This is a genomic window from Geobacillus proteiniphilus (genome assembly GCF_001908025.1).
Taxonomy (GTDB): Bacteria; Bacillota; Bacilli; order Bacillales; family Anoxybacillaceae; genus Geobacillus; species Geobacillus proteiniphilus.
Genome location: NZ_MQMG01000003.1, coordinates 1 through 16,878, shown reverse-complemented (window position 1 = coordinate 16,878; position 16,878 = coordinate 1). Strand labels below are relative to the sequence as shown.

9 protein-coding genes and 3 pseudogenes are annotated in these 16,878 nt (G+C 46.6%); 10 read left to right on the top strand and 2 right to left on the bottom strand.

Features of this window, described 5'->3' with window-relative positions; translation table 11 throughout:
• Positions 1–77 precede the first annotated feature (77 nt).
• From glcT to ptsP, 4 genes are all read left to right on the top strand, one after another.
• Positions 78–935: a glucose PTS transporter transcription antiterminator GlcT gene (gene glcT, locus BRO54_RS01890; protein WP_011230491.1), complete on the top strand. Its 858-nt coding sequence runs from the start codon at positions 78–80 to the stop codon at positions 933–935.
• A 232-nt stretch (positions 936–1,167) separates the two neighbouring features.
• Positions 1,168–3,186: a glucose-specific PTS transporter subunit IIBC gene (ptsG, locus tag BRO54_RS01885; RefSeq protein WP_074042958.1), complete on the top strand. Its 2,019-nt coding sequence runs from the start codon at positions 1,168–1,170 to the stop codon at positions 3,184–3,186.
• Between the two features lie 106 nt (positions 3,187–3,292).
• Positions 3,293–3,559, top strand: coding sequence for a phosphocarrier protein HPr (locus tag BRO54_RS01880; protein ID WP_011230496.1), 267 nt, complete (start codon positions 3,293–3,295; stop codon positions 3,557–3,559).
• Positions 3,559–5,280: a phosphoenolpyruvate--protein phosphotransferase gene (gene ptsP / locus BRO54_RS01875; RefSeq protein ID WP_074042957.1), complete on the top strand. Its 1,722-nt coding sequence runs from the start codon at positions 3,559–3,561 to the stop codon at positions 5,278–5,280. The genes BRO54_RS01880 and ptsP overlap by 1 nt, the downstream gene beginning before the upstream one ends.
• A gap of 84 nt (positions 5,281–5,364) precedes the next feature.
• Here the strand turns inward: ptsP and yyaC are convergent, their stop codons facing one another.
• Both yyaC and BRO54_RS01865 read right to left on the bottom strand, forming a co-directional pair.
• Positions 5,365–5,916: a spore protease YyaC gene (yyaC, locus tag BRO54_RS01870; protein ID WP_074042956.1), complete on the bottom strand. Its 552-nt coding sequence runs from the start codon at positions 5,914–5,916 to the stop codon at positions 5,365–5,367.
• 80 nt (positions 5,917–5,996) lie between these two features.
• Positions 5,997–6,188, bottom strand: coding sequence for a hypothetical protein (locus tag BRO54_RS01865; RefSeq protein WP_011230499.1), 192 nt, complete (start codon positions 6,186–6,188; stop codon positions 5,997–5,999).
• Between the two features lie 1,294 nt (positions 6,189–7,482).
• On the opposite strand from BRO54_RS01865, the pseudogene BRO54_RS20965 reads away from it, so the two are divergent.
• From BRO54_RS20965 to BRO54_RS01830, 6 genes and pseudogenes are all read left to right on the top strand, one after another.
• Positions 7,483–8,601 (top strand): annotated as a pseudogene (locus BRO54_RS20965) (DNRLRE domain-containing protein); the annotation flags it as partial.
• Positions 8,602–8,775: 174 nt separating this feature from the next.
• Positions 8,776–9,969, top strand: a complete 1,194-nt coding sequence (locus BRO54_RS20960; protein ID WP_420809662.1) for a DUF6531 domain-containing protein — start codon at positions 8,776–8,778, stop codon at positions 9,967–9,969.
• The gene (locus BRO54_RS19250; protein WP_139268031.1) at positions 9,966–13,562 is read left to right on the top strand and encodes an RHS repeat domain-containing protein; all 3,597 of its coding nucleotides are present in this window, start codon (positions 9,966–9,968) and stop codon (positions 13,560–13,562) included. Before BRO54_RS20960 ends, BRO54_RS19250 begins: the two co-directional genes overlap by 4 nt.
• Positions 13,563–13,572: 10 nt before the next feature.
• Entirely contained in the window at positions 13,573–14,193 is a 621-nt protein-coding gene (locus BRO54_RS01840) for a hypothetical protein (RefSeq protein WP_074042954.1), read from the top strand.
• Between the two features lie 373 nt (positions 14,194–14,566).
• Positions 14,567–15,199, top strand: a pseudogene (locus BRO54_RS01835) (RHS repeat-associated core domain-containing protein); the annotation flags it as partial.
• Between the two features lie 250 nt (positions 15,200–15,449).
• Positions 15,450–16,585: pseudogene (locus tag BRO54_RS01830) on the top strand (IS110 family RNA-guided transposase).
• The last annotated feature ends 293 nt before the right edge of the window (positions 16,586–16,878 follow it).

The window sequence follows — 16,878 nt, the reverse complement described above, 5'->3', positions numbered from 1 at the left end:
AGCGATGGCCCATCCGGTTTATAATGTAGTCTGCATAGACTAGCGGCAGACGATGGGTGCGGAAAGGAGGGAGGCTGATGGAACAGCCGTTTCGCGTCGAAAAAACGCTCAACAACAACGTGTTAATCGCTTCCCATCCGGCATATGGCGAAGTCGTTTTGCTCGGCAAAGGAATCGGCTTCGGCAAAAAACGGGGGGACGAGATTGCCAAGAGCGCTGTGGAAAAATGTTTCGTTCTGAAAAACGAACGCGAACAAGAGCAATACAAAAAGCTGCTTCCGGAATTGAGCGAAGAATTCATCGCCCTCATGAGCGAGGTGGTTCAACATATTCAGCAACGCGTGGGCGCGCCGCTCGACGAGCACATCCATGTGGCGCTGACGGACCATATCGCTTTTACATTAAAGCGGCTTGAACAAGGATTGGATGTCAAAAACCCGTTTTTGGCTGAGACGAAAAGCTTGTATCCGTTGGAATATGAAATTGCCAATGAAGTGGCCCGCATGATTGAACAAAAGCTCGGGATTGTGCTGCCTGAAGGAGAGGCAGGCTTTATTGCCCTTCATATTCATAGCGCGATTTCCAAGCAAAGCGTGTCGGAAGCGAATCGATATTCCCAGCTCATTGCTGATCTTGTCAAGATCGTCGAGCAACAGCTTGGCGTTGACATCGACCGCGAGAGCGTTCATTATTTGCGGTTTGTCCGTCACTTGCGCTATGCGATTGAGCGGATGAAAAAAGGCGAAAAAGTCGAAGAACCAAAAAATTTGTCGAAAATCTTGAAGGAAGCGTATCCATTATGCTATAATCTAGCATGGAAGTTGGTCAAAGTCATGCAGCAAACGCTTCATCTGCCGGCGGACGATGCCGAGGCGGTCTATTTGACGTTGCATTTGCAACGGCTGGCGGAGAAAAAGAACAATACAACTGCATAGGTTGTCTCGCTTTACGTGTTACTGACTCGATCAGGCATGAGTAAAGAGGGCAAATAAGGCGGCAACAGCTGCGAATTCATCTTTGCGCTGTTGTAAGCGTTCTTTTTGTCTCTCTTTAGTCATGCCTTTTTTATTGCGCCGGCTCCCTCGGAAACGCCCGCTTCATTTTCGGTACATGAATCGGTCGTTTGCTGTAAAACTTAAGAAAAGGAAACTAAAGGAGGTTATGAAGATGAAACGAGCGTTTGGCACGCTGCAAAAGGTCGGGAAAGCGCTCATGCTGCCGGTGGCGATCTTGCCGGCGGCCGGGATTTTGTTGGCGCTTGGCAACGCCTTGAAAAACCCGGCGCTCACTGACAAAATTCCGGCGCTCAAAGCCGACTGGGTCGTGCTCATCTCCAATGTGATGGAGCAAGCAGGCGGCATCGTCTTCTCCAACTTGTCGCTCTTGTTTGCGGTTGGTGTGGCGATCGGCCTTGCCGGCGGGGACGGGGTCGCGGGCTTGGCGGCGATCATCGGCTACTTGATTATGAATGTGACGATGAGCGTCATCTTGGGCGTGACTTCCGATATGATCGGCGCCGACCCGTCGTACGCCAACATTCTCGGCATCCCGACGCTGCAAACCGGCGTATTTGGGGGGATTATCGTCGGGATTTTGGCAGCGTACATGTACAACAAATACTTCAATATCGAACTTCCGCAATATCTCGGCTTTTTCGCCGGCAAGCGGTTCGTGCCGATCGTGACGGCGGCGTCCGCAGTCGTGCTTGGCATTCTCATGACATTCATCTGGCCGCCGATTCAGCACGGGCTCAATGCGTTTTCGCACAATATGATCGATGCGAACAAAACGTTGGCCGCGTTCATTTTCGGCGTCATCGAACGGGCGCTCATTCCGTTTGGTTTGCATCATATTTTCTATGCACCGTTTTGGTTTGAATTTGGCGAGTACGTCAATAAAGCCGGGCAAGTGGTCCATGGCGATCAAAAAATCTTTTTCGAGCAACTGAAAGACGGGGTCAAATTGACGGCCGGCACGTTCATGACCGGGAAATTCCCGTTTATGATGTTCGGTCTCCCGGCAGCGGCGCTCGCGATCTACCACGAAGCGCGACCGGAAAACAAAAAAGTCGTTGCCGGCATCATGGGGTCGGCCGCGTTGACATCGTTTTTGACCGGGATTACCGAACCGATCGAATTTTCGTTCTTGTTCGTCGCCCCGGCGCTGTTTGCCATTCACTGCGTCTTTGCCGGCTTGTCGTTTATGATCATGCACCTGTTGAACGTCAAAATCGGGATGACCTTCTCCGGCGGGGTCATTGACTTCTTGCTGTTTGGCGTTCTGCCAAACCGGACGGCATGGTGGCTTGTCATTCCGGTCGGCTTGGTGTTTGCCGTGATTTATTATTTCGGATTCCGCTTTGCGATCCGCAAATGGGATTTGGCGACGCCGGGCCGGGAAAAAACGGTCGAGGAAGCACCGAAAGCCGAGGCAGCCGCCGCTGGCGATCTGCCGTACGAAGTGCTCGCCGCCCTTGGCGGAAAGGAAAACATCGAACATTTGGACGCATGCATTACACGTTTGCGCGTTTCGGTCCATGATATCGGCCGGGTCGATAAAGACCGGTTGAAAGCGCTCGGCGCCGCAGGGGTGCTTGAAGTCGGCAACAACGTGCAAGCGATTTTCGGTCCGAAATCGGATATGTTAAAAGGGCAAATTCAAGACATCATGCAAGGAAAAGCGCCGGCCCGGGCGGAAGAGAAACCGAAAGCAGCGGCCCCGGAAGCCGCGAAGTCCGAAACGATTGCTTCGCCGATGTCAGGAGAGGTCGTTCCGCTCGCTGAAGTGCCGGACCAAGTGTTTTCGCAAAAAATGATGGGCGACGGCTTCGCGGTCATGCCGACGGACGGCACGGTCGTCTCTCCGGTTGATGGCAAAATCATCAACGTATTTCCGACGAAGCACGCCATTGGCATTCAGTCGGCCGGCGGGCATGAAATGTTAATCCACGTCGGCATCGACACGGTGAAGCTGAACGGCCAAGGGTTTGAAGCGCTTGTGAAGGAAGGCGACGAAGTGAAAAAAGGGCAGCCGATTTTGCGCGTCGACCTTGATTATGTAAAACAGAACGCGCCATCGATCGTTACGCCGGTGATTTTCACGAATCTCAAAGCCGGCGAAACGGTTCACGTCAACAAGCAAGGCCCGGTTGCTCGAGGAGAAGACGCTGTTGTGACGATCAGCTAAACTGCTTATTCGCGGCGGGGCGGGACCAAGCATTTTCCGTTGCCTCCCCGCCCCTGCATTTGATATGATGGCAAAGAAAAAATTGAAGAAAAGGGGAATGATGGACATGGCAGAAAAAACGTTTAAAGTCGTTTCTGATTCCGGCATCCACGCTCGTCCGGCGACGATTTTGGTGCAAACAGCGAGCAAATTCAACAGCGAAATCCAGCTTGAGTACAACGGCAAAACGGTGAACTTGAAATCGATCATGGGCGTCATGTCGTTAGGAATTCCGAAAGGGGCGACGATCAAAATCACGGCAGAAGGGGCCGATGCGGCAGAAGCAATGGCGGCGTTAACCGATACGTTGGCAAAGGAAGGCCTTGCGGAATAATGGAAAAGACGATTCATGGCATCGCCGCTTCAAGCGGCATCGCCATCGCCAAGGCATACCGCTTGGAGACGCCTCATTTGGCGGCCGAAAAACGGACGGTCGCCGACGTCGAGGCGGAAATTGCGCGGCTTGAGGCGGCGGTCGCGAAAGCGAAAGAAGAGCTGGAAGCCATCAAACAGCATGCCTTGGAAAAGCTTGGTGAAGACAAAGCCGCCATTTTTGCCGCCCACTTGCTTGTGCTTGACGACCCAGAATTGCTGAACCCGATTAAGGAAAAAATCAAAACAGAACAAGTGAATGCGGAATATGCGCTCCATGAAACGGCATCGTTTTTCATTTCCATGTTTGAAGGCATGGACAATGAGTATATGAAAGAGCGGGCCGCCGATATCCGCGATGTGACGAAGCGCGTCCTCGCCCATTTGCTTGGTGTGACGATCTCCAATCCGAGCCTCATTTCCGAAGAGGTCGTCATTATCGCTGAGGATTTGACGCCATCCGATACGGCGCAGCTGAACCGCCAATATGTGAAAGGATTTGCCACCGACATCGGCGGGCGAACGTCGCATTCGGCCATTATGGCCCGCTCGCTCGAAATCCCGGCTGTCGTCGGCACGAAGGCGATTACGGCGGAAGTGCAAAACGGCGACATTGTCATCGTCGATGGGCTCGACGGTCAAGTCGTCGTCAATCCGTCCCCGGAGCTGCTTGCGCGTTATGAAGAGAAGCGGGCTCGCTATGAGGAGCAAAAAGCGGAATGGGCGAAGCTTGTCGATCAACCGACGGTCACCGCTGATGGCGTGCACGTTGAGCTGGCGGCCAATATCGGCACGCCGGACGATGTGAAAGGAGCGTTGGCCAACGGGGCAGAAGGGATCGGATTGTATCGCACGGAATTTTTATACATGGGACGATCGGAGCTGCCTACGGAAGACGAACAGTTTGCGGCTTACAAAACGGTGCTTGAACAAATGGGCGGCAAGCCGGTCGTTGTGCGTACGCTTGACATTGGCGGCGACAAAGAGCTCCCGTATTTACACTTGCCAAAAGAGATGAACCCGTTTTTAGGGTTTCGAGCCATTCGCCTTTGCCTGGAAATGCAAGACATGTTCCGCACGCAGCTGCGCGCCTTGCTGCGGGCGAGCGTGCACGGCAATTTGAAAATCATGTTCCCGATGATTGCGACGCTCGATGAATTCCGCCAAGCGAAAGCGATTTTACTCGAAGAAAAAGAAGCGCTCCTCCGCCAAGGGGTTCCAGTTGCGAATGGAATTGAAGTCGGCATGATGGTCGAGATTCCGGCGGCTGCCGTCATGGCGGACCAGTTTGCGAAAGAAGTCGATTTCTTCAGCATCGGAACGAACGACCTGATCCAATATACGATGGCGGCCGACCGGATGAATGAGAGGGTGTCGTATCTATATCAACCGTACAACCCGGCCATTTTGCGGCTCATCAGCTATGTCATTGACGCCGCTCACCGCGAAGGAAAATGGGTCGGGATGTGCGGGGAAATGGCCGGCGACCCGATCGCCATTCCGATTTTGCTTGCTCTTGGCCTTGATGAGTTCAGCATGAGCGCCACCTCGATTTTGCCGGCGCGCGCCCAGCTGAAGCGGCTGTCAAAAGAGGATGCGGTCTGCGTGAAAGAGACAGTGCTGTCGCTTGGTACGGCTGAGGAAGTCGTGTCGTTTGTCAAACGAACGTTCCATATGGCTTGATCATAGCGAAAGGTGCAGCGGCATGAATCGGCCGCTGCGCCTTTTTTTGCCTTTAAAGGCAAGACATATGTTTCCGCGCTCTGTTCAAGCCAACAGCGGTGTCGATGATTCATAGCCATACCGCTGCCGGATCGTAAGTGAAAGGCCTAAAGCGATGACTTTCGCCATTTGGTAAACAATGTGCAAATTCGTATACGGAAGCGCGCTTACATCGGCCGTGTCCTCCATCATGACTCCCATGACGCTGATGTCTCCGACCGGTGGCAGCGATTTGCCAAGCGCAGTGCCAGGGGAAAGGGCGCCAGGGCGGATGGCGATCGTATGGACAAACGGCTGCGGCCCGACAATGCTGTCGATTGCCACCACATACGCTCCGCGCTCGTGTTGCAGCCGCTCGAAAACACGATGAATGTTCGTTGCATCGACAGGCTTCCTAAGTGTACCGATGACGGTCAAATGATCCGGATAAGCGTTTTCCAGCAGCGTGCCGACGAACGGCCCTAAGCTGTCGCCGTTGATGCGGTTGCTGCCGATGCAAACGACGGTCAAACGGGAAATGTGCGCTGGCAGCAGGGAAAACAATTCATTGCGAATAAGCAAAGGAGCAAGCGGATCACTATACAAAATCGATTTCATCGGCCGCCATTCCTTTCCGTCGGTCGTTCTCCTTTTCTTAGTTCGCCGCCGATGCTGGTGATTCCTTTTTTTCGTTTCTGTCAATTGTGTCCTTGTTTTTGCTTGAACGGATTGCGCCATTCCATTAACACGGCATGGTTGAGCGATTCTTCGTCTTCTAAACTTTCTTGCTGCACGCGGATGAGATCAGTGAAGTCGTCTGTCGTATAGTTGCGGATGACCGCTTCGCGCGGGGTGTTGCCGTCAAAGACGTATAAATGTTTATCGTACATGCTGATCCCCCTTTCGTTCGTTTTACCCTCATCATAACCGAAACCTAGAAAAAGCGCCAAGAAAGGTCCATGGACAAGTTTGCCCTCGACCCGGGGATGAAAATCACCGCTTGCCGACGGGATTTTCACGGAAAGCGGGTAGCTTGGTGTTCAAATAAAACGATCATTTACAGCCTTTCGCTAAGTGATCAAGATCACCATCGCAAGCAACCACTGGCAATCTTCGTTTAGGACTCTTTCTCCATTTCACATACAAATTGGTTTACTCGCAAAAGCTTCCGAAGAAAATGAAAAACCATGTCGAACTTTGTCTGTCGAAAATGATGGATGGCAGGGAGCAGGAAAGATACAATTTGATTGTAAAAGTAATGGAAATCGGGAAGGAGAGCATATGAGAAACATTCGTTTGCGACGATGGTTGGTTTGGATGGTCGTATGGGCTTTAGTGATGTCAAGCGTCCCGACAAAGGGACTTGCCGAAACGATCCGATCAGGGGTTGACCGTGTAGAGCCAAAAGAGGAGCCGCCAAAGGTGCCGCAAGCCCCGAAACGTGATCTCAAGCCAGGGGAAATCATAGAAGAAAGAACTGAGAATACAAAGGTTTACTACAACGGTGACGGCACGTTTACAAAGAAGATCTACTTTGAGCCTATTCATGTGAAGAAAAAGGGGCAAAAACTATTTGAGGAAGTATCTTCTAGTTTAACGGATAGTACCAATAGTACGAATTACGTTGAAACAGAGAATACCATTTTAGGTACGACCTTTAATAAAAAAATGATCGATGGAGAATATGCTACTTTCCATTACAATGGATATTCGATTTCCTATTCTATTTTAGAGGCAGCAGGTAATGACGTACAACCGATAAAGGCGAAGGATGTTGCTGCTACCTATAAGAAAAAAGACAACAAAATTCTTCATAAAAACATTTTTCCAAGTATAGACCTGCAAAATATTACATTTAACGAGTCAACGAAAGAAGATTTAGTTCTTCATTCTTTTACTGGCTATCATATTTTCAAATTCCGTCTGAAAACGAATTTACATGCAGACATTCAAGACGATGGCTCCATTTTATTGACAAATCAAGAACATGAAAAGGTGTTTGAACTGCCGAAGCCGTTTATGGTGGATTCGAATGTCGATGAACGCTCTGGCGAAGTGCAGCGCTCAGAGAATGTAACGTATGAATTACAACAGGATAATCAAGGATATATTTTAACGGTCAAAGCCGACCCGGAGTGGCTGAAGGATCCTAAACGTGTATACCCTGTTTATATTGATCCGAGCACTTCCATTCAGGTGTCTACCGATGCATTTGTAATGAGCGCCTATCCGACAACCAACTATAGTTCCTCATCAAGTAAGTGGGATTCGGCGCAGGGACAATACGTTTTAAAGGTGGGGTATTATGATGGAACAACAGGCACTTGCTATGGCTTTTTGAATCAAGATCTATCGAGCATCAAAAATATGAATGTGACGAGTGCCACATTCAATGTATATGTCACCCATTCGTATTATGCAACAACACCAACAGGTCTATGGCTAGATGTTGTCAACGGTCCATGGTCCGCGAGCACGTTAACGTGGAATAATAAACCTTCCTCCACCAACATTGGCAAGGTTGATGTCGCAAGAGACCAATGGGCGCAATTTGATGTAACGAATACGGTAAAAGAATGGGCATCCGGGACAAAGCCAAATTACGGATTTAAACTTCATACGAATGGTAATGGACAAACGTATTGGAAAAAGGTTGTCTCCACCACGAATAGCAGTTATAAACCATATTTGTCTGTTACGTATACGATACCAGTTCCAAATACGCCGACAGGAACGGCCTTCAGTAATGGGGATGGCACAGGATATATAAATTTATCATGGGATCCGGTTCCTGGTGCTACGGGTTATAAAGTTTGGATTTATAACGGGAAATCATATGAAGCGTTTGATGTAGGCAATGTCACTTCCTGGAGTACAAAGGGGAAAAAAATCTGGCCGACCCCTTCTGAAATTAGCGCTGGAAGATACGACTTGCACCAAGATCAGTTAGGGACGGAGCTTGCTGTCGATCCTTCCCCGGTCTATCGAAATTCAGGAGGAAGTTATCCGAATAGCAAGAACTACTGGTTCCGAGTCAGTGCGATTTTTCCTCAAGGCGAAAGCGCCATGTCAGGCGCGTATATGCCGACCATTCCGAATTTGGCAAAACCATCTGCTCCGACGGGGGTAAGTTATACAAACGGAAATGGAACAGGATATATCGATTTCAAATGGAATCCTGTGAGTGGAGCGACGGGGTATAAAATTTGGATTTTTAATGGCTCCTACTATGAATCGCTAGATGTCGGGAACGTCACTTCTTGGACAACGAAAAACAAAAAGTATTGGCCAACCTCCACGGAAATTCAAGCAGGTAGATATAAGTTGCATGTAAACGATGGTCTTGGCACGGAATTAGCTGTTGACCCGTCTCCGGTCTATGCCAATGCAGGAACAAAATACGCAACGGCTACCAACTACTGGATTCGAGTAAGTGCCTATAACTCTCAAGGGGAAACCGTCTTTTCTGATGCGTATATGCCTAGTATTCCAGATTTGCCAGTGCCATCAGCGCCTTCCGGATTTGCTTACAGCAATCAATCGGGGAGCAACTCTGGCTATGTCATGTTAAACTGGGATAAGATTCCTGGAGCGACAGGGTATAAAGTGTGGATTTTCAATGGACTTTACTATGAAGCATTTGATGTAGGAGACGTGGACCATTGGACGACACAAAACAAAGGAATTTGGCCAACTCCGGAGGAAATCCAACAGGGGGATTCCAGCACCTTAACGTTGCATCATGATGGAAAAGGATTGGAACTTCCGAAAGATCCTTCCCCAATGTATGCGAAAATGGGGACAAAATACGCCACAAGCACCAATTACTACTTCCGACTCAGTGCATACAATGCGGATGGGGAAACAGTATTTTCCAGCAATGCATTGACGGTGAAAATTCCGGAGGCGAATGAGTATTTAGGAAAAGAAGAGTACTGGTCCATCATTGATGTTCCGTATGGCAGCGTGAATGCCGCTACCGGTAATCTGATTATAGACGAAGACGATGTTTCGATTTCCGGAAGAGGACCGGGGCTTGAAATCACAAGAACTTACAATAGTTTATCCACATCGGTTGGATTGTTTGGAAAAGGATGGCATAGCGATGCGGAAATGAACATCGTGGCCCAAGGAAATGAAGCAAGATTTACGGATGAAGATGGCACGCTCCATATATTCACGAAATTATCCGACGGCACGTATAAAGCCCCGACAGGTGTTTACTTGGAGTTAAGCGAAACAACCGATGAATATATACTGACGACAAAAGATCAAACGAAAATCCACTTTCAAAAAAGTAACGGCAAGTTAACTAAAATCGTAGATGGACATGGGAATGCCACTACCTACAGTTATTCTAACGGAAAGCTCGTGTCGATTACCGATGCGTCGGGCAGAAAACTGAGTATGGAGTACAACGCAAGCGGCAGAATCCAGAAAATTACCGACCCAATGAATCGGACAATCACGTATGAGTATAACAACGACTTGTTAACAAAAGTAACCCAGACGGGCGGGGAAGTAACGAGATACCAATATAATGAACTTGGTCGATTAGAGAAAGTATTGGAACCGACGCATACGGAAGCAAAAACGGTCGTTAATCAGTTCATTTATAATGGCGACAGGCTAAGCCAAGCGATTGATCCTGAAAACCGCATCTATAGATGAACTATGACCAAACAAAACGACAACTTGTCGTAACGCAACCGAATGGCCGTAAAATTCAGTATAAATTTAATGAAGCAGCGAACCCAATTCAAATTATCGAAGACGTAGATGGCTTAAACATTACGACAAGCTATGTTTATGAGGGAAATAATCTAGTAGAATCACGGGATCCGAATGATCAAAATGCAGCGAATCCTACTGAATCATATACGTATGACGCCAAGGGGAATGTGTTAACGGCGAAAGATAGTTATGGTACGGAAACATACGAGTATAACAAAAATAATGATGTCATCTCCATGACAGATACGGAAGGCGATACAACCACGATTGCCTATGATGGATTAAATCCTGTATCCGAAACGGATCAATCGGGAAAAACGTCTTCTGTATCGAAGTACGATGCCTATGGGAATATCATTGAAGAAAGCGATACATTAGGCAGTGCCACGAATTTGCTCTCTAATAGCGGCTTTGAACAAGGAATCACAGCTTGGAATCTTCTCAGTCATTATGATTCTGGGCAATTACTGGAAGACACGAATGTATATAATGGATTGACAGGGAGAAAAACGTTAAAAATCGTCGCTGACTCTACTTCTCCTAATACAGAACTTGGCTATGTAGCGGCTACCCAAGAAATCACAGTGAAACCAAATACCACGTATACGTTAAGCGGGAAGATCAAAACGAATTTAACGAAAGCCAATGCCTTTTTCAATGTTCAATTCATGAATAGTCAAAATCAAACGATTTCTTGGGCGGATCATCGTTATAGCCAACTTACAGGCACAAGACCTTGGACAGAGCGGCAAGTTACGTTTACTACTCCTTCGAATGCAGCCAAAATTCGCGTCTATTTAGAGGTCGATCATAAGTCTCCAGATGCTTCCGGAGAAGCCTGGTTTGATAATGTTCAATTGGAAGAAGCGCAGGTTTCTTCCAGCTACAACCCAGTTGTAAATAGTAGTTTTGAAGGAACCACCACGAATTGGAGTGGAACAGGAGGAAGCGTAGATTCTACACAATCATTTGATGGAGGGTACTCACTAAAAATATCTAGAACAAGCACCACGCAATCGGCAAGTGAGTATAAGCAGACCATCATCGTTGGCCAAACATCTGGTGATGCACCAATTAACCTTACGCTTACTGGGGTTTCGAAAGCTGAAAATGTAAAAGCCAATGGCACAGTGAGCGCAAGCGATTATTCCATTACGGCTAAAGTATACTTTGTGGATGGAACGACCCAAACGTATACCGCCGATTTCCCTACTGGCAATCAAGATTGGAACCGTGCCGCCGTTTCGATTCAACCTTCCAAGCCAATTGATAAAATCGACATATCCGCTGTCTTCCGTGGCAATTACACGGGAACGGTATGGTTTGACGCGATCCGTTTAATGGAAGGAAACGTGGTGACGAAAAACAAGTATGATGCAAGCGGAAATTATGTCACGGAAGAAGTGGATGAAGAAGGCTATGTGGCGAAAAAGAATTATGATGCCGTAGGAAACCTGTTAAGCGAGTACGATAAGAAAGGAAACAAGAAAGAGTACACGTATGATTTATCGGATCGTTTAAAACAGCTGTTGTTAGCGAACGGTACTTCCGTCAACTACGATTATGACTTAAATGGCAATATGACTTCAAAAGTCATTCAAACCAGCGACGGCCAGTCTCAAACATTTGCCTATTCTTATGATGCGACCGGTAAACTCATTAAAACCGTCGGTCCGTTGAATGATGTGACAACGAATGAATATGATGCCAACGGAAATAAAATCAAAACGGTTTTGCCGAAAGGAAACACGATTCAATGGACGTATGACGGGGCCGAAAGAGTCAAAACTGTTTCCTACAACAACGTCCCGTATTACGAATTTAGTTATGATAAAAATGGGAACGAACTTTCCGTCAAATATTTAAAAGACGGCACCACCAAAACGAGAACATTTGATAAAGCGAATCGGCTGGTGGAACTGTCGGACCGTGGCGGGCTGCAAAAATGGCTGTACCCAACCACATCGGATAAATTGCAGCAGTTCATGTTCTCTCATGGGTCCTTTAGTCAAACGATCAATTACCAATACAATGCATTGGATCAAAATACGGTCGTCCAAGATGGAACGTATACGTACCGCTTTGACTATGACGAGAGAGGAAACGTTCGCACCTTCACGACAGGAAATGGGGCCGGTTCAACCTTTACGTATGATGACCGCGGCTTAGTGGAAAGCGTTTCGATCGGTACGGCGGACGGAAAAGAAATTTTATCGGAAACGTACCGTTACGATGAAAACGGCAACCGGACGAAAGTGGAATCCCCAACGGGGGAAACGACCGTCTACCGTTACGATACCCTAGACCAATTAGTGGAAGAGCAGCTTCCAGATGGCACGAAAATCGAATATGCCTATGACGGATTCGGCAATCGGAAGCAAATCGTGAAAACGAAAGATGGGCAGTCGACGACGACCAATGCCGATTATAACGCTGCCAATCAGCTCATTCGTTTTGGAAACGAATCGATCACATATGATGCCAACGGCAACCGTCTCGAAGATGGAAAATATCAATACGAATGGAACGAAGCGGACCAATTGGTTTCCATTACAAGAAAAGGAGAAAGCACTCCTTTTGTGACGTACAAATATGATGAAGACGGCCGGCGCATCCAAAAGAATGTAAATGGCGTCATTACGAACTACCATTACCAAGGGGATAGCCTAAACGTTCTGTATGAAACCGATGCGAGCGGAAATGTGGTAAGATCGTATATATACGGAGAAAACGGGCAACTCCTTGCCATGAAAAAAGGCAATGCGACGTATTTTTACCACTATAACGCCCATGGCGATGTCATCGCCCTAACGGATGCGCAAGGAAACATCGTGGCCCGTTACCAATACGATGCGTGGGGGAACATTCTTTCCCAATCCGGCGCCTTGGCGGACGAAAATCCATACCGATATGCGGGATACCAATATGACCAAGAAACGGGTCTGTATTATCTGATTGCCCGGTACTACCATCCGGTGCATGGCGTGTTCCTTTCTCTAGACCCAGATCCAGGGGATGCGGATGACATTCTCACGCAAAACGGATATACGTATGCGAACAACAACCCGGTGATGTTGGTGGATCCGGATGGGCATTGGGTATGGCTGGCTATCAACGCGGGATTTGCGGCGTATGATGGGTATAAGGCATACAAGTCAGGAAAAGGATGGAAAGGCGTCGCGGCTACGGCAGCTATTGGTTTTGTTGGTGGAGGAAAATTTAAACTTGTTAGAAATACAGGTAGATTTATTATAAAGGGTACAGGCAAAGCTTCTAAATATGTAGATGTGACTAAATCTGGTAGTCGTTATGCTAACAGAGCGACTGATGTATCTAAAGCACAGTTCGAAAAAAATCTACTTAGAGATGGATGGAAAAAATCAATATCTAAAGACGGAAAAACAATAATACTGACAAAAGATGGCGCAAAATATGTTCTTCGCGACGGTGCTAAATCCACAGGTGGTTCAACCGCTGACTTTTATCCAAAAGGGAGCAAAAGAATGACTTTAAAAATTAGGTTAAAATAGGGGGAGTCCAATGAATTTAGAAACTTTATTTGTTAGGGAAAAAAAAGAGTTTAATAAATTAATAGGAATAGCTAGTGATACGTTTTATATAGAAAATAGATTGCCTGAACAGGTATTCCGGGAACAATTCAATTATTTTTTGTTTGAAGAGTTTGACTGGGCAATGGACAAAGATTTTTGGAGCACAATCCAGCAATTATCTATAGAAACAAAAGATGATTATGTCCTTACCGCAGTGTTAGACCCTAATCCAGTAGAATATTTTTATAAAGAGTTTAATTATTATAATTGGATGAAACTCCCTGTCAATTTATCACCTGATGAATATTTAGATGTTCTTGAATTAGGACCTGAGGAAAGTCCAGCGGATGCAGTGCTGTACAATTCTTATACTGTTATTTGGCTACCTCCTTCAATGAAATGGGCAATATGGGGAGAAAGAAGTTATGGGGTTTGTGTTTTAGGGATTCAAGATGTAAACAATAGTGCGGATTTATTGCCGATTTTAAAAAATTGGCGCTCTATTGATGAAACAGTTTTATCGTGGGTGGGGCTCAATTTTGTAAATCAACAACTTCCACAAGAAATTGCTGATACTTTCTTCTTAAATTATTCTAACGGTGTTAAGTAAATGTAGATGTCTATTCCGAACACAAAAATAAAACAAAGAGAACCTTGATTGGCTATAAGCCTTTCAAGGTTTCTTTTTTAGAAGGGGTGTAGTGGCGAATAAACGACAAGAGCAACAATCTATACACATAACCCACGAAACTCCTGCAAGATATTTTTTTCGTTACATTGTACGCCAAAATCAGTTTGAAAAAGATGTCCTGTTTTATGATTTTCGTTAACTATAAACAACTGAAAAATCATCAGTTACTACCGTTTTTATCTTCTAAAACTTTATATTTGCTTCTCCCTGTTTTAAAAATTTTTTTCGCAACTTTTCTACCCCTTATACCAATTGCTATAGTGAGTGGATTACTCTACTTCTATTAACTCTTGAATGCACGCCGTTTGTGACGTACAAATATGATGAAGACGGCCGGCGCATCCAAAAGAATGTGAATGGCGTCATTACGAACTACCATTACCAAGGGGATAGCCTAAACGTTCTGTATGAAACCGATGCGGATGGAAATGTGGTAAGATCATATATATACGGAGAAAACGGGCAACTCCTTGCCATGAAAAAAGGCAATGCGACGTATTTTTACCACTATAACGCGCATGGGGATGTCATCGCCCTGACGGATGAACAAGGAAACATTGTTGCCCGCTATCAATACGATGCGTGGGGGAATATTCTTTCCCAATCCGGCGCCTTGGCGGACGAAAACCCATACCGATATGCGGGATACCAATATGACAAAGAAACGGGTCTGTACTATCTGATCGCCCGGTACTATCATCCAACGCATGGCGTGTTCCTTTCTTTGGATCCAGACCCAGGGGATGAAGATGATGTTTTAACTCAAAATGGCTATAATTACGTAAGTAATAATCCTGTAATGCTAACGGATAGTGATGGGCGTAATCCTTACCTTATAGTTGCTGCTTATGTTATTGTTAGAGTAGGTACTAAGTATGTTGTTAAAAAGGTTATTAAAAAGAAAATACCTAAAAAACATCCATGAGTAAATTTTACTCCCCACCCAGGCATGAAAATCCATCTCTCCTTCCATAATGGAGGATGAACGCAAACAGTTTGGAAAGACGTGCTTTTTAATGGTGGTTCGACCCTGTACAAAAAACTGTTTGAGTCCATTTGGTGTTCCACCCATTGTAAGCCCTTTTCATTTGGAAAAGGTGACTACGAACAGAAAAATGCCTAACGAACAAGTGGACTCACTGTTTGCGAATTCATCAATGGAAGGAGTCCGGATCATGGATGTGCTTTATCATCGTTGCGCAGGTTTAGATGTTCATGCCAAAACGATTGTCGTTTGTGCGCTTTGGGGAGAAGAAGACCACATTCAAAAGGAGATCGAAACGTTTTCGACGTTTACCAAAGACTTGTTTCGCCTCCTGAAATGGCTCGAGGATCGAGAAATCACTCATCTAGCGATGGAGAGTACGGGGGTTTACTGGAAACCGGTCTTTAACATTTTAGAGGACTACTTTGACATTACCTTGGCCAACGCTCAGCGAATCAAGAATGTCCCAGGGAGAAAAACGGATGTATCCGATGCGGAATGGATCGCTAAATTATTGCGTTATGGACTGATTGAAAAGAGTTTTGTGCCACCCGCGCCAATTCGAGAATTGCGGGACTTGACCCGTTTACGCAAAAAGTGGGTGGGTCAATTGATTGCGGAAAAAAACCGAATTCATAAAGTATTGGAGTGTTCCAATATCAAGCTGGGTACGGTGATTTCCGACATCTTCGGAGTATCGGGCCGAAAACTCTTGACCCGTTTAATGGAACAGGGGTACATCGAAGAAGCCGATATCGACGCTTGCCTTCACGGAAGAATGAAAGGGAAAAAGCAACAAATTCAGGAATCGCTCTTTGGGACATTAACCGAACATGAGTTGTTCATGATTCGCCAATCGTGGAAGCACATCGAGTATTTGGAAAGCTTGATTCAGGAGATGGACCAACGCATCGACCATCTCTTACAACCGTATCAACAGGAAGTGGATCTTCTGATGACGATTCCTGGAGTGAAAAAGAAACCGCCGCCGTCATCATCGCCGAAATCGGAGTGGATATGGGACAGTTCCCGACACCGCAGCGCCTCGCTTCTTGGGCTGGGGTGGCCCCGGGAAATCACGAAAGCGCTGGAAAACGCAAAAGTACACGAACGGTAAAGGGTAATCCTCATATTAAATCCGCGTTATGCGAGGCGGCATGGGCGTTATCCCGATGCAGGAATCAACCGTTGGCGGCGAAATTTTGGTCATTGGCGGCTCGCCGGGGAAAGAAAAAAGCACTCGTTGCGATCGCGCACCGAATGCTCACCATCATCTACTGTATGCTCTCTCGGAAAGAACCATTCCGAGAGCCGCAAATCAGTTAGTATAACCAAAAAGAATAAGAAATATACGAGATACCTAAAAATAAGGTAGCTCTGTTTTCCTATTGTCTTTTTTGGTCATTTGTAGTATATCCACACGGATCCCGAGGTATACATCTTCGGCCATGGTCATTTGATTTTCACAGAAAAGATCCATGGGCAATGGTTTGCCCTCCACCCAGGGATGAAAATCCCCCTTTTCTTCCCATAATGAAGAATAGGCGCAAACAGTTCAACAGGACGTTATGCTTAATGGTGGCTTAGACCCTGTACGGAAAAGTGTTTGAATCCACTGG